The 18,637-nt window shown below is 62.9% G+C and carries 16 protein-coding genes; 11 read left to right on the forward strand and 5 right to left on the reverse strand.

Annotated features, from left to right (window positions below):
• Positions 1-18 precede the first annotated feature (18 nt).
• The 4 genes from folP to ACPEE1_RS10175 all read left to right on the forward strand — a co-directional run bounded on the left by folP (position 19) and on the right by ACPEE1_RS10175 (position 4,517).
• Positions 19-876 (forward strand): dihydropteroate synthase, encoded by an 858-nt coding sequence (gene folP, locus ACPEE1_RS10160; protein WP_423936253.1) that lies wholly within the window; start codon positions 19-21, stop codon positions 874-876.
• A gap of 108 nt (positions 877-984) precedes the next feature.
• Complete coding sequence (gene glmM, locus ACPEE1_RS10165) at positions 985-2,319, forward strand: phosphoglucosamine mutase (protein WP_116924185.1); 1,335 nt, start codon at positions 985-987, stop codon at positions 2,317-2,319.
• Between the two features lie 197 nt (positions 2,320-2,516).
• Entirely contained in the window at positions 2,517-3,347 is an 831-nt protein-coding gene (locus tag ACPEE1_RS10170; RefSeq protein ID WP_423936255.1) for a GNAT family N-acetyltransferase, read from the forward strand.
• A gap of 198 nt (positions 3,348-3,545) precedes the next feature.
• Positions 3,546-4,517 (forward strand): 2-hydroxyacid dehydrogenase, encoded by a 972-nt coding sequence (locus ACPEE1_RS10175; RefSeq protein ID WP_409935161.1) that lies wholly within the window; start codon positions 3,546-3,548, stop codon positions 4,515-4,517.
• A 51-nt stretch (positions 4,518-4,568) separates the two neighbouring features.
• Here the strand turns inward: ACPEE1_RS10175 and ACPEE1_RS10180 are convergent, their stop codons facing one another.
• Complete coding sequence (locus ACPEE1_RS10180) at positions 4,569-6,089, reverse strand: exopolyphosphatase (RefSeq protein WP_423936257.1); 1,521 nt, start codon at positions 6,087-6,089, stop codon at positions 4,569-4,571.
• Between the two features lie 339 nt (positions 6,090-6,428).
• Between ACPEE1_RS10180 and pstS the strand changes: the two genes are divergently transcribed.
• The 7 genes from pstS (at position 6,429) to phoR (ending at position 13,159) form a co-directional block, all read left to right on the forward strand.
• Positions 6,429-7,466 (forward strand): phosphate ABC transporter substrate-binding protein PstS, encoded by a 1,038-nt coding sequence (pstS, locus tag ACPEE1_RS10185; RefSeq protein WP_182342164.1) that lies wholly within the window; start codon positions 6,429-6,431, stop codon positions 7,464-7,466.
• A 112-nt stretch (positions 7,467-7,578) separates the two neighbouring features.
• A complete protein-coding gene (pstC, locus tag ACPEE1_RS10190; RefSeq protein WP_043339725.1) occupies positions 7,579-8,550 on the forward strand; it encodes a phosphate ABC transporter permease subunit PstC in 972 nt (323 codons plus the stop codon).
• Positions 8,547-9,428 carry a phosphate ABC transporter permease PstA gene (gene pstA / locus ACPEE1_RS10195; protein WP_182342158.1) on the forward strand — a complete coding sequence of 294 codons (882 nt, stop codon included), beginning with the start codon at positions 8,547-8,549 and terminating at the stop codon, positions 9,426-9,428. Before pstC ends, pstA begins: the two co-directional genes overlap by 4 nt.
• 19 nt (positions 9,429-9,447) lie before the next feature.
• Positions 9,448-10,239, forward strand: a complete 792-nt coding sequence (gene pstB, locus ACPEE1_RS10200; RefSeq protein ID WP_116924179.1) for a phosphate ABC transporter ATP-binding protein PstB — start codon at positions 9,448-9,450, stop codon at positions 10,237-10,239.
• A gap of 43 nt (positions 10,240-10,282) precedes the next feature.
• A complete protein-coding gene (phoU, locus tag ACPEE1_RS10205) occupies positions 10,283-10,984 on the forward strand; it encodes a phosphate signaling complex protein PhoU (RefSeq protein ID WP_116924178.1) in 702 nt (233 codons plus the stop codon).
• Positions 10,985-10,994: 10 nt separating this feature from the next.
• Positions 10,995-11,702, forward strand: coding sequence for a phosphate regulon transcriptional regulator PhoB (gene phoB, locus ACPEE1_RS10210; protein ID WP_021026591.1), 708 nt, complete (start codon positions 10,995-10,997; stop codon positions 11,700-11,702).
• Positions 11,703-11,809: 107 nt separating this feature from the next.
• Positions 11,810-13,159, forward strand: a complete 1,350-nt coding sequence (phoR, locus tag ACPEE1_RS10215; RefSeq protein WP_182342152.1) for a phosphate regulon sensor histidine kinase PhoR — start codon at positions 11,810-11,812, stop codon at positions 13,157-13,159.
• Here phoR and ACPEE1_RS10220 read toward each other — a convergent pair.
• The 4 genes from ACPEE1_RS10220 to rho form a co-directional block, all read right to left on the reverse strand.
• Positions 13,156-14,526: an MATE family efflux transporter gene (locus ACPEE1_RS10220; RefSeq protein ID WP_423936261.1), complete on the reverse strand. Its 1,371-nt coding sequence runs from the start codon at positions 14,524-14,526 to the stop codon at positions 13,156-13,158. The two genes, phoR and ACPEE1_RS10220, sit on opposite strands and share 4 nt — an antisense overlap.
• 17 nt (positions 14,527-14,543) lie before the next feature.
• The gene (locus ACPEE1_RS10225) at positions 14,544-16,256 is read right to left on the reverse strand and encodes a hypothetical protein (RefSeq protein WP_116924175.1); all 1,713 of its coding nucleotides are present in this window, start codon (positions 16,254-16,256) and stop codon (positions 14,544-14,546) included.
• 193 nt (positions 16,257-16,449) lie between these two features.
• Positions 16,450-16,695, reverse strand: coding sequence for a type B 50S ribosomal protein L31 (locus ACPEE1_RS10230; RefSeq protein ID WP_116924174.1), 246 nt, complete (start codon positions 16,693-16,695; stop codon positions 16,450-16,452).
• A 422-nt stretch (positions 16,696-17,117) separates the two neighbouring features.
• A complete protein-coding gene (gene rho, locus ACPEE1_RS10235; protein WP_021026598.1) occupies positions 17,118-18,380 on the reverse strand; it encodes a transcription termination factor Rho in 1,263 nt (420 codons plus the stop codon).
• Between the last annotated feature and the right edge of the window lie 257 nt (positions 18,381-18,637).

An 18,637-nucleotide genomic window follows, 5' to 3' on the forward strand; every position in this document is an offset into this window, starting at 1 on the left:
TTTTAAAGGACACCTCTGATGCGCCACTGGCAAACCACCCGCTTTCGTATTGACCTGACCGCGCCGCAAGTGATGGGCATCGTCAACGTCACGCCGGACTCGTTCTCGGACGGAGGCAGCCACGAAGGCGTCTCGGCCGCGATGATCCATGCGGAAAAGCTGCTGGCCGATGGCGCGCATATCCTGGACATTGGCGGTGAGTCCACCCGCCCGGGCAGCCCTGCGGTGCCGCTGGACGAAGAGCTGCGCCGGGTGCTGCCGGTGCTCAAGGCGGCCGTGGCCTTGCAGGTGCCGATCTCGGTCGATACCTACAAGCCCGAGGTGATGCAGGCGGTGCTGGATCTGGGCGCGGACATCATCAACGACATCTGGGCGCTGCGCCAGCCCGGCGCGCAGGCCGTGGTGGCGGCCCACCCGCAATGCGGCGTCTGCCTGATGCACATGCATGCCGATCCGCAGACCATGCACCAAGAGCACATGGCCACCCAGAGCGATGTGGCGGCCGAGGTGCTGGACTTTTTGCAGGCCCATACCCGCAGCCTGCAAGCGCTGGGCGTGCAGGCCGAGCGCATCGTCTGGGATGCCGGCACCGGCTTTGGCAAAAGCCCGAGCCAGAACTTTGCGCTGCTGCAGCAGCAGCCCCGGCTGGCGGCAGCTGGCTACCCGCTGCTGGCGGGCTGGTCGCGCAAGGGCTCGCTGGGCAAGGTCACAGGGCGGGTGGTGGCCGAGCGCATGCCCGCCAGCATTGCGGCGGCCCTGCTGTCGGTGGAGCATGGCGCAGCCATTGTGCGCGTGCACGATGTGCGCGAGACCTGCGATGCGTTGGCCGTGCTGCAGGCGATGCGCGCCCCGCAATCTTTGGATACGCAGGGCTGACGCGGTTTGCGCCTGGCATCGTTGGTCAGGCGCTACACTGCTACTGCGCCATAAACCACCGATGGCGCCTTTTCACTTTCTCTCAGGCCCCCAACAAGCAAGAACACTATGGCACGACAGTATTTTGGAACCGATGGCATCCGTGGCACGGTAGGCAAGCCACCGATCACCCCTGACTTTGTGCTTCGCCTGGGCCATGCCGTGGGCCGGGTGCTGCGCCGTGAGCAGGAGCGCCCGACGGTGCTGATCGGCAAGGACACGCGCATCTCGGGTTATATGCTCGAAAGCGCACTGGAGTCGGGCCTCAATTCGGCCGGTGTCGATGTGGTGCTGCTGGGCCCCTTGCCGACCCCCGGCGTGGCCTACCTCACGCGCGCCCAGCGCGCCAGTCTGGGCGTGGTCATCAGCGCCAGCCACAACCCTTTTGACGACAACGGCATCAAGTTCTTCAGCGCCGAGGGCGCCAAGCTGCCCGACAGTTGGGAAGAGTCGGTGGAAGCGGCGTTGATGGAGGGCTTTGACTGGGTGCCGTCCGCAGCACTGGGCAAGGCCCGCCGCCTCGACGATGCCGCAGGCCGCTATATCGAATTTTGCAAGAGCACCTTTGACCACCGGCTGACCTTGCGCGGACTCAAGATCGTGGTCGATGCGGCCCACGGCGCGGCCTACCATATTGCGCCCAAGGTCTTCCATGAGCTGGGCGCCGAGGTCATCACCATTGGCTGCAATCCGGACGGCCTCAATATCAACCAGGATGTGGGGGCCACCCACCCCGATGCGCTGGTGCGCTCGGTGCGCTCCAACGGCGCCGATCTGGGCGTGGCGCTCGATGGTGATGCTGATCGGCTGCAGCTGGTCGATGCCAAGGGCCGGCTCTACAACGGCGATGAGCTGCTCTACCTGATGGCCATGGACCGGCTGCGCCGGGGCAAGAAGCTGCCCGGTGTGGTGGGCACCTTGATGACCAACCTGGCTGTTGAAGCGGCCTTGCAAAAGCAGGGCGTGGAGCTGGTGCGCGCCAAGGTCGGTGACCGCTATGTGCTCGAAGAGCTGCAGCGCCGCAACTGGGTGCTGGGCGGTGAGGGCTCGGGGCACCTGCTGGCGCTGGACAAGCACACCACGGGTGACGGCCTGGTGAGTGCCCTGCAGGTGCTGCAGGCCTGCGTGAGCCGCAACCAGAGCGTGGCCGAGCAGCTCGACGGCGTGGATCTGTGCCCCCAGGTGCTGCTCAATGTGCGCCTGCAGCCCGGGCAGGACTGGCGCAACAATCACCAGCTGTTTGAGTTGGAGCGCAGCATCACCGACGACTTTGCCGGCCAGGGCCGTGTGCTGATCCGGCCCAGCGGCACCGAGCCGCTGCTGCGCGTGATGGTCGAGGCCTTTGATGCAGCCCAGGCCAGCCGCTGCGCCGAGCAACTGGCCGAAGTGGCCCGCCAATCCTGACGAGCGGCTGCGTGCGCGCAGCCCATTGAGGGTGCTGTGGTAGGCACACAGCGTCATGCAACTGTCATGTTTTGCACATGGCACTGTCATCTGCGCGCAGGACACTGAAGGCGCTCTGTATCAGCCCGTCGAGCAGCCGGGGCCGCACGGCGGTCTGGCACCATGCAAGGGCGGCAGGGCGCTACAGGAGCTCTGCCATGCACAACAAACACAGCTTTTTCAGCGCATCCGAGACCGCCATTGTCACGACCTCGGCGCCGAAACAGCAGGCCAGCCTGCCTGCAACCGCCGCGGCGGCCAACCCGCTGGACATCGAGGTCTCCTGGGCCTGCCACCTCGACGAGGTGCGCGAAGCCCAGCGTCTGCGCCACCAGATTTTTGCCGGCGAGATGGGCGCGCAGCTGCAAACCAGCCTGGAAGGCCATGATGTCGACGGCTTTGATGACTACTGCGAGCACCTGCTGGTGCGCCAGGGCCAGAGCAAGCAGGTGATCGGCACCTACCGCCTGCTGACCCCCGCGCAGGCCCTGCGCGCCGGCCGCACCTATTCTGACGGAGAGTTTGACCTGAGCGCCATTGATGCATTGCGCCCGCGCATGGTGGAACTCGGCCGCAGCTGCGTGCATCCGGACTACCGCCAGGGCGGGGTGATCATGGCGCTGTGGGGCGCGCTGGCCAGCTTCATGCTGCGTAACAAGCTCGATGTGATGATGGGCTGCGCGAGCATCCCCATGTGGCACAACGGCATTGTCAGTGGCGATGCCGCTGCCAGCATCTGGCGCCAGCTGCTGGCCAAGGGCCAGATCTCCCAGGAATACAGCGTCGTGCCGCACCTGCCGCTGCCGCTGGGGCAACTCAATGACCAGGTCGATGTAGAGCCGCCTGCGCTCATCAAGGGCTATCTGCGGGTCGGCACCGAGGTGATCGGCGCGCCGGCCTGGGATCCGGACTTCAACACCGCTGATCTGCCGATGCTGATGCAGCTCGACCGCCTGCCTGCGCGCTACCGCAAGCACTTTCTGGGTTGATGGCGCAAGCCGCTTGCTAGCGCTGCGCATCCCCTTCTGAAGGATGCCGGACGCAAGTGACGGTTCACCTCTCGGATCCATTCCAAGGCGGCAACGTAGGCATACAGAATGGATGCATATAGGCCTAGTGGAAAGTCCTCATAATCAAAACACTGCTTGTGCTGCAAGCAGTGTTTTTTGCTATCCAAAGGACCTATGGTGAGCTCTCTCTCGCAATCCCCACAACCGCCGATTACCTTGCTGGTGTTCAACCCCATGGCCGAGCCGCTGCTCGACCAGATCCGCGCGCATGCTGACGTGGTGTATGCACCCACCCCCGAGCTGCGCGCCAGCGCGGTGGCCTCGCACGGCGCCCAGGCACAGGCCGTGTTGACCATTGGCTCGATTGGCCTCACGGCCGAGGAAATCGCCCAGATGCCGCAGCTGCGCCTGGCCTGCACCTTGGGTGCCGGCTATGAAGGCTTGGCGCTCGATGCACTGCGCGCACGCGGCATTGTGCTGGCGACCGGGGCGGGCACCAACGACACCAGCGTGGCCGACCACAGCTTTGGCCTGATTCTGGCGTCGATGCGCAACTTCCGCACCCTGGACCAGCAGGCCCGCGCCGGTGTCGACCGCTACAGCCTGGCCCATCCGCCCAGCGTGTCGGGCAAGAAGCTGGGCATTCTGGGCCTGGGCCATATCGGCCTGAAGATTGCCAGGCGTGCTGAAGGCTTTGACATGCCGGTGGGCTACCACAACCGCCAGCCCAAGGCAGGGGTGGGCCACCGCTATTTCGATTCGCTGCATGCGCTGGCCAGCTGGGCCGACATCCTGGTCTGCGCCACGCCGGGCGGACCGGGCACCAAGCACCTGGTCAATGCAGAGATTCTGCAGGCGCTGGGCCCCCAGGGTTACCTGATCAATATCGCGCGGGGCTCGGTGGTCGATACGCTGGCGCTGGCGGCCGCCTTGAAGGACGGCACCATTGCCGGTGCCGGCATTGATGTCTATGAGAGTGAGCCGCATCGCCCCGAGCCGCTGATCGACCTGCCCAACATCCTCATCACGCCCCATGTGGCGGGCTGGTCGCCAGAGGCCACCCAGGCGAGCCTGACGCAGTTCATCGGCAACCTGACGGGTGTGTTCTCGGGCAAGGGCGCCGTCGCGCCCGTGAATCTGGGCGCTTAAGGCTCGGCAGAAAAAACACCCATGCGGTCACCGGCCTGGGTGTGCCGCGCCTTATTTGGCGGTGATGCCCAGCGCCTGCTTGAACTGGAAGGGGTAGGGCGTCTTCTGCCAGGCCAGCACCTCCTCGCCCAGCAGGTAGGCCGATTGCGGAAACTGCTCGGCCCAGCCGGGGGCTACCTTGAGCGACCACTTTTCGGTCTTGTCGCGCAGGCAGATCTGGTCGAGCGCCGGGTCGCGGCGCGCATGGCACAGCAGGGTCGCGAGGCGCAGGCACAGCAGCTCCAGCGCAAAATCGCGGTCCTGCAAGAAGGCATCGACCTTGCGCAGCTTGCCTCTCTGCGCCAGCACCAGGGCTGCCAGGTGGGACAGCTCGGTTTGCGTAAAGCCGGGCACATCGCTGTGGCCCAGCACATAGGCGCCGTGGTGGTGGTGGTCGGTGTGGGAGATGAGGCAGCCGATCTCATGGAGCTGGCTGGCCCAGTCGAGCATCGGCGACTGCAGCTCGGCCGGCGCGGTCGAACCCGCATAGCGGCGTGCCTGCTCGTACAAGGTGGCGGCAGTGCGCTGCACGAGGCCCGCTTGTGTGCGATCGACCTGGTAGCGCTCCTTGAGCGCGGCGATAGTGCGGTGGCGGATATCGCTGAACTCCTCGTGCTGCACCATGTCGCGCAGCAGGCCCTGGCGCAGCGCGCCGCTGGCAATGCGCAGCTCCCCGATCTGCAGCAGATCAAACACCGCGCAAAGCACGGTCACGCCGCCGCCAATCACCGCCCGGCGCTCTTCCTTGAGGCCTTCGAGCCGCAGCTCGCTGGCATTGCCGGCGGCCAGCAATTGGTCGCAGAGCCAGTGCAGTTGCTCGCGCGTGACCACGTCGGGCTGGCCGCCGTGCAGCGCCAGCACATCGGCAATCGCGTTGGCCGTGCCCGAGGTGCCATAGGCGCAGTCCCAGCTGCCGGGCACAAAATGGTGGGCTGCTTCTTCCATCACCGCCTGGGCGGCGATCTGCGCGGTTTTCAGCGCCGATTTGCTGAACTCACCCTGGGGGAAATAGCGCAGTGACCAGGCCACGCTGCCCACGGGGAAGGAGGCCACGCGCTGCGAGCTGTAGCGCTGGCCCAGGATCAGCTCGGTGGAGCGGCCGCCGATATCGACCACCAGGCGGCGCTCGTCCGATGGGGGCAGCGAGTGGGCCGCGCCCTGGTAGATCAGGCGCGCTTCTTCCGGCCCGGAGATGATGCTGATCGGGTAACCCAGAATCTGGTTGGCGCGCTGGATGAAGACATCGCTGTTGCGCGCTTCGCGCAAGGTCTGGGTGGCTACGGCGCGCACATGGGCGGCAGGAAAGCCCTGCAGGCGCTCGGCAAAGCGCGCCAGGCAATCCCAGCCGCGCTGCATGGCCTCGGCCGTCAGCAGGCCTTGCTCATCGAGACCGGCCCCCTGGCGGACCATCTCCTTGAAATATTGCACGCGTTCAATATGGCCCGCGGCATAGCGGCCAACTTCCAGGCGGAAACTATTGGATCCCAGATCCACCGCGGCAAGCAAGGTGCCATCAAGCATAAGTGTCGTCATCTATCGGTTCTGCAGTCTAGGCAGGCAGCATAGCACCTGAGCACCCTGTGCAAAGCTCCCTGCCGTGGGCTGTGCGCGGTCTTAGACTGTCCGCGTTCTTCCGCTTGGCGAGGGCTTTGCACAGGATCCCTCGTCTCCTGTGTACGTCCGCTATACAGCGGCATGCTGACAAAACTTAAAAGTAAGTCTTTCCCGTGAATCTAATATGACAATCTTATGCGCTGTTGTTGTGTGACATCGATCCCCTTCAGAGGCAAATGGGGTGAAAAATGTCATGCCAGTGTCATATACATTTTTTACAGTTCACTCCATTGCGTTTCATCACCAACAGGAGTTTTCATGAAAGTGTCCGCGATTCGAGTGCTGGTTGCTGGTCTGGTTGCCGCCGGTGCGTTTGCCCAGGTGCAGGCCGAAGAGGCTACGGGTGCCGGTGCAAGCTTCCCAGCTCCACTGTATTCCAAGTGGGCTGCCGACTACAACAAGGCCACTGGCGTCAAGATCAACTACCAATCGGTGGGTTCGAGCGCCGGCATCAAGCAAATCGATGCCAAGACCGTGGACTTCGGTGCCTCCGACATGCCTTTGAAGGATGAAGAGCTGGCACAAAAGGGTCTGGTGCAGTTCCCCACCGTGATCGGCGGCATTGTGCCCGTGGTCAACATCAAGGGCATCACCCCCGGTCAACTCAAGCTCAACGGCCAAGTGCTGGGCGACATCTACCTGGGCAAGATCACCAAGTGGAATGACCCAGCGATCACCAAGCTGAACCCCGGCGTGGCGCTGCCAGATGCCACCATCGCTCCGGTGCGCCGCGCTGACGGCTCGGGCACGACCTTCGGCTTCACCAACTACCTCTCCAAGGTCAATACCGAGTGGAAGGAAAAAGTGGGTGAGGGCGCTGCCGTGAACTGGCCTACCGGTGCCGGTGGCAAGGGCAACGAAGGCGTGGCCGCCTATGTGGGCCGCCTGCCCAACTCCATCGGCTACGTGGAATACGCCTACGTCAAGCAAAACAAGATGGTCTTCGCCCAGCTGCAAAACGCCGATGGCAACTTTGTCAGCCCGGAAAGCGCCAACTTCAAGGCCGCTGCTGCCGGTGCCGACTGGAACAAGAGCTTCTACCAGATCCTGAACAACCAGCCTGGCAAGGATGCATGGCCTATCACCTCGGCCACCTTCATCCTGATGCGCAAGCTGCAGGAAAAGCCAGCCCAGGGCACCACCTCGCTGAAGTTCTTCGAGTGGGCTTACACCTCTGGTGATGGCACTGCTGACGGCCTGGACTATGTGCCCATGCCAGCCAGCGTCAAGGACATCATCTACAAGTCCTGGGGCGAGATCAAGGACGGCAGCGGCAAGGCTGTGTTCGCCAAGTAAGTCGAAAATGATGGGTCGCTCGGGTAGCGGCCCTTTTCCACACTGAATGGAATCAAACGTGTCGACATCCTTTCCTGTTCAAAACAAAACGGTTGCCGCCGGCAAAGCGCAGATGCAATCCAGCCAACCGCCAACGCGCAAGCCTTGGCTCTCCAACTCCGTCGCTGACGGCTTTTTTGCGTTCCTCGCCCGTGGCGCTGCGGTGCTGACGCTGGCCCTGCTGTTGGCCATCATGGGCTCGCTGATCGTCGGCGCCTGGCCTGCCATCCGTGAATACGGCATCGGATTTTTCTTCAACAGCGAATGGGATCCCGTCCAGAACCGCTACGGCGGTCTGGTGATGATCTATGGCACCTTGGCCACCTCGTTCATCGCGATGCTGATCGCCGTGCCCGTGAGCTTTGGCATTGCGCTGTTCCTCACCGAACTCTCCCCCGTCTGGCTCAAGCGCCCGCTGGGTACCGCCGTGGAACTGCTCGCTGCCGTGCCTTCCATCGTCTACGGTATGTGGGGCTTGATGGTGTTTGGCCCCTTGCTGGCCACCTATGTGCAGCAGCCGCTGCAGAACCTGTTCCAAGGCGTTCCTTATATGGAAGCCTTCTTCTCCGGCCCACCCGTGGGTATCGGTATTTTCTCGGCCGGCGTGATCCTGGCCATCATGGTCATCCCCTTCATCGCATCGGTGATGCGTGATGTGTTCGAAGTCACCCCCGCTCTTCTCAAGGAATCGGCGTACGGCCTGGGCTCGACCACCTGGGAAGTGATGTGGAAAGTCGTGCTGCCCTACACCAAGACTGGCGTGTTCGGTGGCGTGATGCTGGGCCTGGGCCGCGCACTGGGCGAGACCATGGCCGTCACCTTCGTGATCGGTAATATGAACCAGCTCAACTCGCTGTCCATCTTTGAAGCGGCCAACAGCATTACCTCGGCGTTGGCCAATGAGTTCGCCGAAGCCGGTGAAGGCCTGCACCAGGCATCGCTGATCTACCTGGGCCTGGCCTTGTTTTTCATCACGTTCATCGTCCTGGCCTGCTCCAAATTTATGCTGAGCCGCCTGCAAAAGAATGAAGGAGCCCGTTCATGACCACCGGAGAAAGCTTGATCCAGGCATCCGATCTGGCCAGCCAGCGCGCTGCCAAGTACCGTGCACGCAACCGCGTCAACCAGGTCGCGATTGCCCTGTCCCTCGCAGCCATGGCCTTTGGCGTGTTCTGGCTGATCTGGATTCTGTGGGAAACCCTGCGCCTGGGCGTGGGCGGTCTGAGTGTGGCCCTGGTCACCCAGATGACCCCGGCTCCCAATGAAATTGGCGGTATCGCCAACGCCATCTGGGGCTCGCTGGTGATGGTGACCCTGGCCACCTTCGTGGGCACGCCCATCGGTGTGATGGCCGGTATCTACCTGGCCGAATATAACAAGACCGGCTGGCTAGCATCGGTGACCCGCTTTGTCAACGACATTCTGCTGTCGGCTCCGTCGATCGTGATCGGTCTGTTCGTCTACTCGATGATCGTGATCCGCTTCAAGAGCTTCTCGGGCTATGCCGGTGTGGTTGCGCTGGCGCTGATCGTGATTCCGGTGGTCATCCGTACCACCGAGAACATGCTGATCCTGGTGCCTTCGAGCCTGCGTGAAGCGGCCTACGCACTGGGCACGCCCAAGTGGAAGGTGATCAGCATGGTGACCTTGCGTGCCGCCCGTGCCGGTGTCATCACCGGTGTGCTGCTGGCCGTGGCCCGTATCGCTGGCGAAACCGCTCCGCTGCTGTTCACCGCACTGAACAACCAGTTCTGGAACACCGACTTGTCCAAGCCGATGGCGAGCCTGCCGGTCACCATCTTCAAGTTTGCGATGAGCCCTTATGAAAACTGGCAGCAACTGGCCTGGGCAGGTGTCTTCCTGATCACGCTGGCCGTGCTGGGTCTGAACATTCTTGCGCGCAGCATGGCGCGCCAAAAATAAGTATTCACAGGTGAACCCTATGTTGACAAAAACCAATGCGGCTAACGCCAGTGCACTGAACTCCAAGATCTCGGTGCGCGACCTGAACTTCTACTACGGCAAGTTCCACGCGCTCAAGAACATCAACCTGGAAATACCGGAAAACAAGGTCACGGCCTTCATCGGTCCCTCGGGCTGCGGCAAGTCCACCTTGCTGCGCACCTTCAACCGCATGTACGAGCTCTATCCCGAGCAGCGCGCCGAAGGCCATATTGGTCTGGATGGTGAAAACCTGCTGACCAGCAAGCAGGATGTGGCCCTGATCCGCGCCAAGGTTGGCATGGTCTTCCAAAAGCCCACGCCGTTCCCGATGTCCATCTACGACAACATCGCCTTTGGTGTGAAGCTGTTCGAGGACCTGAGCAAGAGCGACATGGAAGAGCGCGTGGAATGGGCGCTGCGCAAGGCCGCGCTGTGGACCGAAGTCAAGGACAAGCTGGGCCAAAGCGGCTCGGGCCTGTCCGGTGGTCAGCAGCAGCGCCTGTGCATTGCCCGCGGTATCGCGATCAAGCCCGAAGTGCTGCTGCTCGACGAGCCTTGCTCTGCGCTGGACCCCATCTCCACGGCCAAGATCGAAGAGCTGATCGCTGAGCTGAAAGACGACTACACCGTGGTGATCGTGACCCACAACATGCAGCAGGCCGCGCGCTGCAGCGATTTCACCGCCTACATGTACCTGGGCAGCCTGATGGAGTTCGGTGCCACTGAGCAGATGTTCTTCAAGCCCCAGCGCAAAGAGACCGAAGACTACATTACCGGTCGTTTCGGCTAAGCCGGCGCGGTCACGCCCTCCACTACAACGAAAAGAGCCTGATATGACGGAAAAACATCTCTCATCACAGTTCGACAGCGAGCTCAACAGCATCTCCTCCCGGGTGATGGAGTTGGGCGGCCTGGTCGAATCCCAGATCCAGCAGGCCATCTACGCGCTGTCGCAGTTCAGCACCGAGGCCGTCGCCAGGGTCGAAGAGCAGGAAAAGCGCGTCAACCAGCTGGAAGTGGACATCGACTACGAACTCTCGACCATCATTGCGCGCCGCCAGCCCACGGCCCGTGATCTGCGCCTGCTGATCGCGTTCTCCAAGGCCACGGCGAACCTGGAGCGCATGGGTGACGAGGCGCACAAGATGGCCCGCATGGTCGGCTCCATCATCGACAGCGGCGCCGCCCGCTCGCTGCCCACGTCGGACCTGCGTGTGGCTGCCGAGCTCGCCTCGGGCCTGCTGCGCAAGACCTTGGACGCCTTTGCCCGCCTGGACACCACGGCGGCCGTGTCGATCCTCAAGGAAGACGACCTGATCGATGCCGAGTTCGACGGTTTTGTGCGCAAGCTCATCACCTACATGATGGAAGATCCGCGCAAGATCTCCCCGAGCCTGGACCTGCTGTTCCTGGCCAAGGCGATCGAGCGCATCGGTGACCACTCGAAAAACGTTGCCGAGCTCATCATTTACCTGGTCAAGGGTATCGATGTGCGCCACACCACCATGCAAGAAATCGAATCGAGTGTTTTGTAGAGTCTGAGTTATGAAAAAACTGCCACGCGTACTCATTGTCGAAGACGAGCCCGCGATTGCCGAGCTGATCGCGGTGAACCTGCGACACAACGGCTGCCTGCCGATCTGGGCAGAGGATGGTGATGCCGCACAGCGCGAATTGGACGCGGTGCTGCCCGATGTGATCTTGCTGGACTGGATGCTGCCGGGCCAAAGCGGCCTGTCGCTTGCGCGCAAATGGCGTGCGGATGCCCGCGTCAAGGGCATTCCCATCATCATGCTGACCGCCCGCGGCGACGAGCCTGACAAGATCGCCGGGCTCGATGCCGGTGCCGATGACTACATCACCAAGCCTTTTTCCACGCAGGAATTGCTGGCCCGCATCCGTGCGGTGCTGCGCCGGCGCATTCCCGAGCAGGTCAACGACAGTGTGACGATTGGTGAGCTGGTGCTGGACGCGGCCACGCACCGTGTCACGTTCCAGGGTGAGCTGCTCAAGCTCGGCCCCACCGAGTTCAAGCTGCTGCACTTTTTGATGAAGCATGCCGAGCGTGTGCACTCGCGCTCGCAGCTGCTCGACAAGGTCTGGGGCGACCATGTGTTCATCGAGGAGCGCACCGTGGACGTCCATGTCAAGCGTCTGCGCGAGGCCTTGGGCGCTGCCAATGTGATGGTGGAGACCGTACGTGGGGCCGGCTACCGCATCACCGGCCAGCCCCAGGCGCTGCAGCGCGCTTAGCTTGCAGCCTGCCTGTGATGCGGGGATACTTCCGCATTCGGGCAGCTTGCTCTTTTTTGTAGGCTGCGCTGGTCGCAGCTTTTTTTGTTTTTGAGCGTTAGGCCTGCATGCTGTTTCGCATTGTCAGTTTTTTGTTTTTTCAGGCCCTGGGCGCGGCCCTGGGCTGGTGGCTGGGGCAGTTGCCCGGCGCACTGTTGGCGGCCATCTTAGGCGCCTGGTGCTGGTTTGTGGTGGATGTGTGGCGCGGCAACAAGGTGGTGGGCTGGCTGCGGCATGGCGACGCGGACAGCGCCCCGCAGCTGATGGGCATGTGGGGCGAGGCGGCCGACCGGGCGCGGCGCCTGGTGCGCCAGCTGCAAAAGAACGAGGCGCAGTCCGATGACCGGCTGCACCAGGTGCTGACGGCCATCCAGGCCTCGCCCAATGGCGTGGTGCTGCTCGACGAGCACAGCCATATCGAGTGGTGCAACCAGACCGCGTGCGACCACTTCGGCTTCAACCTCGAGCGCGACCATATGCAGGTCATCACCAACCTGGTGCGCGCGCCGGAGTTCATCGGCTATTTCAACGCCAACAACTTCAGCAAGGATGTGGTGATGGTCAGCCCGGTAATGCGCGCGGCCAGCCCGATGCGCATGTCGGTGCAGATGTTCCCCTATGGCGGCAACCGCAAGCTGCTGCTCTCGCGCGATGTCACCTCGCTGGAGCTGGCCGATGCGATGCGGCGCGACTTTGTGGCCAACGTCTCGCACGAGATCCGCACGCCGCTGACGGTGCTGACCGGCTTCATTGAAACGCTGCAGACCCTGCCGCTGAGCGCAGAGGAGCGCACCCAGTACTTGGCGCTGATGTCCAACCAGGCCCACCGCATGCAGGGGCTGGTGGTCGATCTGCTGACCTTGTCGCGCCTGGAGGGCAACCCGCCGCCCAGCCTCAACGAATGGGTCAGTGTGGGCAGCCTGCTCAAGCGCTGCGAAGAAGATGCGCATGGCCTGGCACGCATGATCGCCAAGGATGGCGACAAGCCCTTGCAGCTGTTCTTTCCGCAAGAAGATGCCGATGCCGGCCACTACGAGCTCGCCGGTGCCGGCAATGAGCTGCAAAGCGCGCTGTCCAACCTGGTCAACAACGCCGTGCGCTACACGCCGGCGGGCGGCGAAATCCGTGTGCAGTTCACGCGCCAGCCCGATGGCTCGGGGCGGGTCAGTGTGACCGACACCGGCCCGGGCATTGCGCCCGAGCATATCCCGCGCCTGACCGAACGTTTCTACCGCCTCGACCGCAGCCGCTCGCGCGATACCGGCGGCACGGGCCTGGGCCTGGCTATCGTCAAGCATGTGCTGCAGCGCCACGGCGCGCAGCTGCAGATTCGCAGCACGATCGGCAAGGGGTCGGAGTTCAGCGTGGTGTTTCCACCATCGCGCGTGCGCAAGCAGCTGACCGAGGAGCTCGTTTAGGCGCTTTGCCGCACCGCGTTTTTGGTGACGCGCTGCAGCAAGACCAAAAAGCAGGCCGCTGCCAGTACCAGCGCATAGGCCGCACACATCCAAAAAGCGATGGGGGAGTCCATCGCCGGGCGGCCGGCGATGCCGTGGTAGGCCAGCTGAAATCCACCCCACAGGCCTACGCCCCAGAGCAGGCTGCAGTACACCAGCAAGGGCATCACGGTGATGCGGTAGCTGCGCAGCACAAAGATGGACACGGTCTGGCTGGCATCGGCCAGGTGGTAGAGGCTGACCCAGCCCAGCAGGCCCAGCGCGATGGCCGCGACCTCGGGCGTTGCGGTGTAGATGGGCACAATCCAGCCTTTGGCGAGCCAGACCAGCAGCGCCAGTGTGGTGGCCAAGCCCATTGCGGCAAACAGGCCCAGAAACACCACCTGGCGCGCCCGCGCCTCATCGCCCGCGCCGCGCCAATAGCTGGCGCGCGCGCTGGTCGCAATGGCGAGTGACAGCGGCACCATGTACATCAGCGCCGTGACATTGGCCGCAATCTGGTGCGCGGCCGACGAAGCCGTGCCCATGCGTGCCACGTAGAGCGCCATCAGCGTGAACGAGGTGATCTCGACCAGGATCGACAGGCTGGCCGGCACGCCCAGCTGCGCAAACTGCGCCAAGGTGGGCCAGTGCGGGCGCTCCAGTGGGCGCCAGATATCGGCAGGCGCATAGACGGACTGGCTGCGCAGCAGCCACCAGCCCAGGCCGCAGAGCAGGAAATTGACCAAGAACGTGGCCCAGGCGCAGCCCAGCACGCCCATCGGTGCCAGGCCCAGGCCGCCAAAGGTGAACCAGATGGACAGCGGCAGCTTGACGAGCAGGCACATGGCCTGCAGCCAGGTGACCATCTTGGGTTTGCCCAGCGACTGGCTCAAGGTGCTGAAAATGCGGAACAGCAGCGCGGCAGGCAGGCTCCAGCCGATGATGGCCAGGTAGCTTTTGACCAGCGACTGCAACTCCTGCGGCACCTCGGTCCAGCGCAGGATGGGCGCGGGATTGAACAGCACGGCCCAGCCCAGCAAGGTGGCGGCCAGGCAGATGTAGAGAGACTGGCGCAGCGATGCGCCAATGTCGCCGTGGCGGCGCGCGCCGTGCATCTCCGACCAGATCGGCATCAGTGCCTGCAAAAGGCCCATCAAAGAGACATAGACCGTCACAAAGATCGCCGAGCCCACCGACAGCGCGGCCAAAGACGCCTCGGCATGGCGGCCGGCAACGATGGTGTCGACCACGCCAAAGCCCATCACGGCGATCTGGCCGACAAACACCGTGCCCGCATGTTTGGCCAGCACCCGCATATCGCGGCCTGCCAGCAGGCGCGTCAACATCTCCCGCATACGCGCCTTCAACCCGGTTGACGACGGTAGATGACGATCTCCGCGTTCTTGTCGGTCGGGCGGGCAACGGCCGCCAGCCGCGTCCACTCAGGGCCCAGCACCTCGTTGCTCGGGGTGCGCTGTGATTCGAGCGGCATGGCCAGCCAGTTGCACGATGCGCTGGTGGGGTCGGTCAAGGTCTTGAGCTGCCAGCCGCCCTGGGCCTGCATGGCCACAATCTGCGAGCGGCTCAGGCCCCAGGCGGCCACGCAGCCGGCCGATGCGGGGGCGGGAAGCACCTTGCCCAGCGCCTGCACCTGGGCGGTGTAGCTGCGGCCATAGTCCAGCATCGGCATCCAGATGCTCATCAGCAAGATCCAGCTGAGCACGGTGCCGCCCGCAGGCAGCACCAGGCTGCGCCAGATCTCGGGCCGGTTGCGGCGCGCGCGCCAGAAGGCCAGTGCGCACCAGGCCAAGGTCGCCAGCACGGCAATGACAAACTGCGGCAGCGAGAACTGCGCGACAAAATCAGGGGCAATGCGGGCCACATTGGCCGCTGGCTTGGCTGGGGTGCCGGTGTAGACCGCCAGCCAGATCACCCAGATGGTGATGGCCGCAGCGCTGAAAAAAAGCAGGGTGAACCAGTCGATCAGCGCCGCCATGGCGCGGCGGAAGGTGGGCAGCGCAAAAGCGGCCAACGCGGCAAACGCGGGCAGGCCCAGCAGCAACGCGCGATCGGACGGGGTGGTGATGACGGTGTTGACCAGCGCCAAGGCGCCCAGCAGGATGGGCAGCCACAGATGGCGGTGCACAAAGCGCCAGTCGGCCACCTGGCGGCGCCAGATCCACAGCGACCACAGCGCCAGCGGCCAGGCCGGCCACACATACCAGACCACCAGCTCAAACAGCGGGCGCAACTGGCGGAAATGCTCGGCCGGCAGGATGCGCCATTGCCACTGGTGCAGGTAGACGGCTAGCAGCAAGGCGGCCACGCCCAAAATGGCAAAGACGCCTGCGGCCTGCAGGCTGCGCGCGCGCAGCTTGGCATCGACGGGGGTGAGCGCCAGGATCAAGGCCACGCCCAGACCCAGGCAGACCGCATAGGTGGGCGCGCCGCTCAGCGCCAGCATCACCAAGCCTACCGCGCCTATGCACAGCGGCGTGCCAAAGCGGATGGGAATACAGGCAGCCGCATAGAACACAAAGCACACGCCCGACAGCTGCACCACGTAGCTGCTGGCCTCGTGCGAGGGCTGGGCCAGGCCCAGGCAGGCAATCAGCGCCAGCAGGCCACCATCGGCCATCGCGCGCGCATAGTCAATCTCGTTGGCTTCGCCGCCAAAGGCAAAGGCCACGGGGCCCGCTCCAGGGCTGCGCGCCAGGTAGTACACGGCATACCAGGTGGCCATCAAGGCCAGCCAGAGCAGGGCGGCAAATGGCAGGCGGCTGGCCAGCTCAGGCGAGATGAAGTCGCCAAAGGCCTGGATGGCCCAGGCGCCCAGCCAGTAGGGGATCAGACCCTCGGTGTCCGGGCTCAGGCCCAGAATCTCCGGCGCCAGCCAGGGGGTCCGGCCTTCTGCCAGCGCCAAGGCGTAGCCATAGCTGGTGATGTCCAAGGTCTTCCAGGGTGCGCGGGCGATAAAGCCGGGCACCACATAGGCCAGGCACAGCAGCAGCAGGAGTGCACGCGGCAGAGGGCGTACAGCGGCTTGGGAGACGATGGCTGGGGTCGGAAAATTCACACGGGCTTACCAAAGGGAGCAAGGCTCAGCAGCTTATCAGGCCCTGCACCAGAAATGTAGGAGAACCGCGCATTGTCTGCGGGTCCGCCAAGCGGGTCAATAAAAAAAGGCAGTACGGTGTCGCACTGCCTTTGGATTGCACAGACAAAAAGGGCGCCAGGCCTTGCGGCCCGCAGCCCTTTTGCCAAGCAAATTACTTCTTGCCGAAACGGTTGCGGAAACGCTCCACACGGCCGCCCATGTTGTCCACCGACTTTTGGGTGCCGGTGTAGAAAGGGTGCGACTCAGACGAGGTATCCAGCTTGAACAGCGGGTATTCCTTGCCTTCGAAGGTGTCGGTTTCCTTGGTGTTCACGCACGAGCGGGTCACAAACTTGAAGCCGTTGGACAGGTCCACGAACAACACTTCGCGGTAGTCTGGGTGAATGCCTTCTTTCATGATTCTTCCTTAGGTCAAGTGCGGGAGCCGTGCCAAGCCGGATGCAACCTTTGCATCCCAGTAAACTGGGCGTACTTTCCGCAATAAAAGCCCTCCATTATTGCATAGGATGGGTTTGTTTTCAGCAAAACCTGGGGTTTCAGTCGGCTGATGTCCATTTGCGGGATACGCGACGCCATGGCAAAGCCTTGATGGGAAGGCCTTTAGCCCGGCTTGCGCCCCGCATGCAGCCAGACGGGCGCCATCGGGAAATCCAGCCGTCCCAGCGCCTGGGCCTCCTGGCCTGGTGTGATCGAGCCTGCCCGTGCAACCGGGCCGTGGTGTGACCTGGACGGTAGCGGGCACGCACAGGCCAGCGCAGGCATGAAAAAACCCTCCGTGTTGAGCGGAGGGTTGGCAGGCCGGTGGGCGCAGGGCGGGGTTTAGCCGCCGCGGCGCATCATGTCGAAGAACTCGACATTGCTCTTGGTCTGCTTCATGTTCTTGATCATCAGTTCCATGGACTCGATCTCGTCCATGTTGTACATGAACTGGCGCAGGATGCGGGTCTTTTGCAGGATCTCGGGCGCCAGCAGCATCTCTTCGCGGCGCGTGCCGCTCTTGTTGAGCTCGATGGCCGGGAAGACGCGCTTTTCATACAGACGGCGGCTCAGGTGCAGCTCGCTGTTGCCCGTGCCCTTGAATTCTTCAAAGATCACTTCGTCCATGCGGCTGCCGGTGTCGACCAGTGCGGTGGCGATGATGGTGAGCGAGCCACCTTCTTCGACATTGCGGGCCGCACCAAAGAAGCGCTTGGGGCGCTGCAGCGCATTGGCGTCCACACCGCCGGAGAGCACCTTGCCCGACGAAGGCACTACGTTGTTGTAGGCGCGGGCCAGGCGGGTGATGGAGTCGAGCATGATGACGACATCCTGGCCCATTTCCACCAGGCGCTTGGCGCGCTCGATGACCATCTCGGCCACGTGCACGTGGCGGGCGGCGGGCTCGTCAAAGGTCGATGCAATGATCTCGCCCTTGACCGAGCGCTGCATTTCCGTCACTTCTTCCGGACGCTCGTCGATCAGCAGCACCATCATGTGCACATCGGGGTAGTTGGCGGTGATGGCGTGTGCAATGCTTTGCATCATCATCGTCTTGCCGCTCTTGGGGGCCGCGACGATCAGTGCGCGCTGACCACGGCCAATCGGCGCGATGATGTCGATCAGGCGGCCGGTGATGTTTTCCTCGGCCTTGATGTCGCGCTCCAGACGCATCTGTTCCTTGGGGAACAGCGGCGTCAGATTCTCGAACATCATCTTGTGCTTGTTTTGCTCGGGAGGCAGGCCGTTGACCTTGTCGAGCTTGGTCAAGGCAAAGTAACGCTCGCCATCCTTGGGGGTGCGCACTTCGCCTTCGATCATGTCGCCGGTGTGCAGATTGAAGCGGCGCACCTGGCTGGGGGAGATGTAGATATCGTCGGTGCTGGCGGTAAAGCTGGTGTCGAGGCTTCGCAGAAAGCCAAATCCGTCGGGCAGGATTTCCAGAACGCCATCGGCAAAAACCTGTTCACCGGCCTTGGCTCGCTTCTTGATGATCGCAAACATCAACTCCTGTTTGCGCATGCGGCCAGTATTTTCAATTTCAAGCTCTTCTGCCAGCTTGAGGACTTCAGACACATGCAGTGCCTTGAGCTCATTTAAGTGCATGGATAGACTCCAGAACGGAGTAACTGTTAGAGGTAGGGGGGATGCAGAGCCGGTGCAATAAGCGGGAGACCGCGAAGCCGGAGACCATGCTTGATCTATTCTTGGTCGGAATACGATCGGTGATCTAAATGTCGATTATAGACAGGTTGCTGCAGGATCATCCTGCCTGAATTATCAACTATATGTATCAGGCGGGACAGAGAGCGGCTAGGATTTTTGATTTTTTTATAAAAATACAGAAAAATCAAATGCTTGAA

The sequence above is a fragment of the Comamonas sp. 23 genome (assembly GCF_049601575.1).
GTDB lineage: Bacteria > Pseudomonadota > Gammaproteobacteria > Burkholderiales > Burkholderiaceae_C > Comamonas > Comamonas squillarum.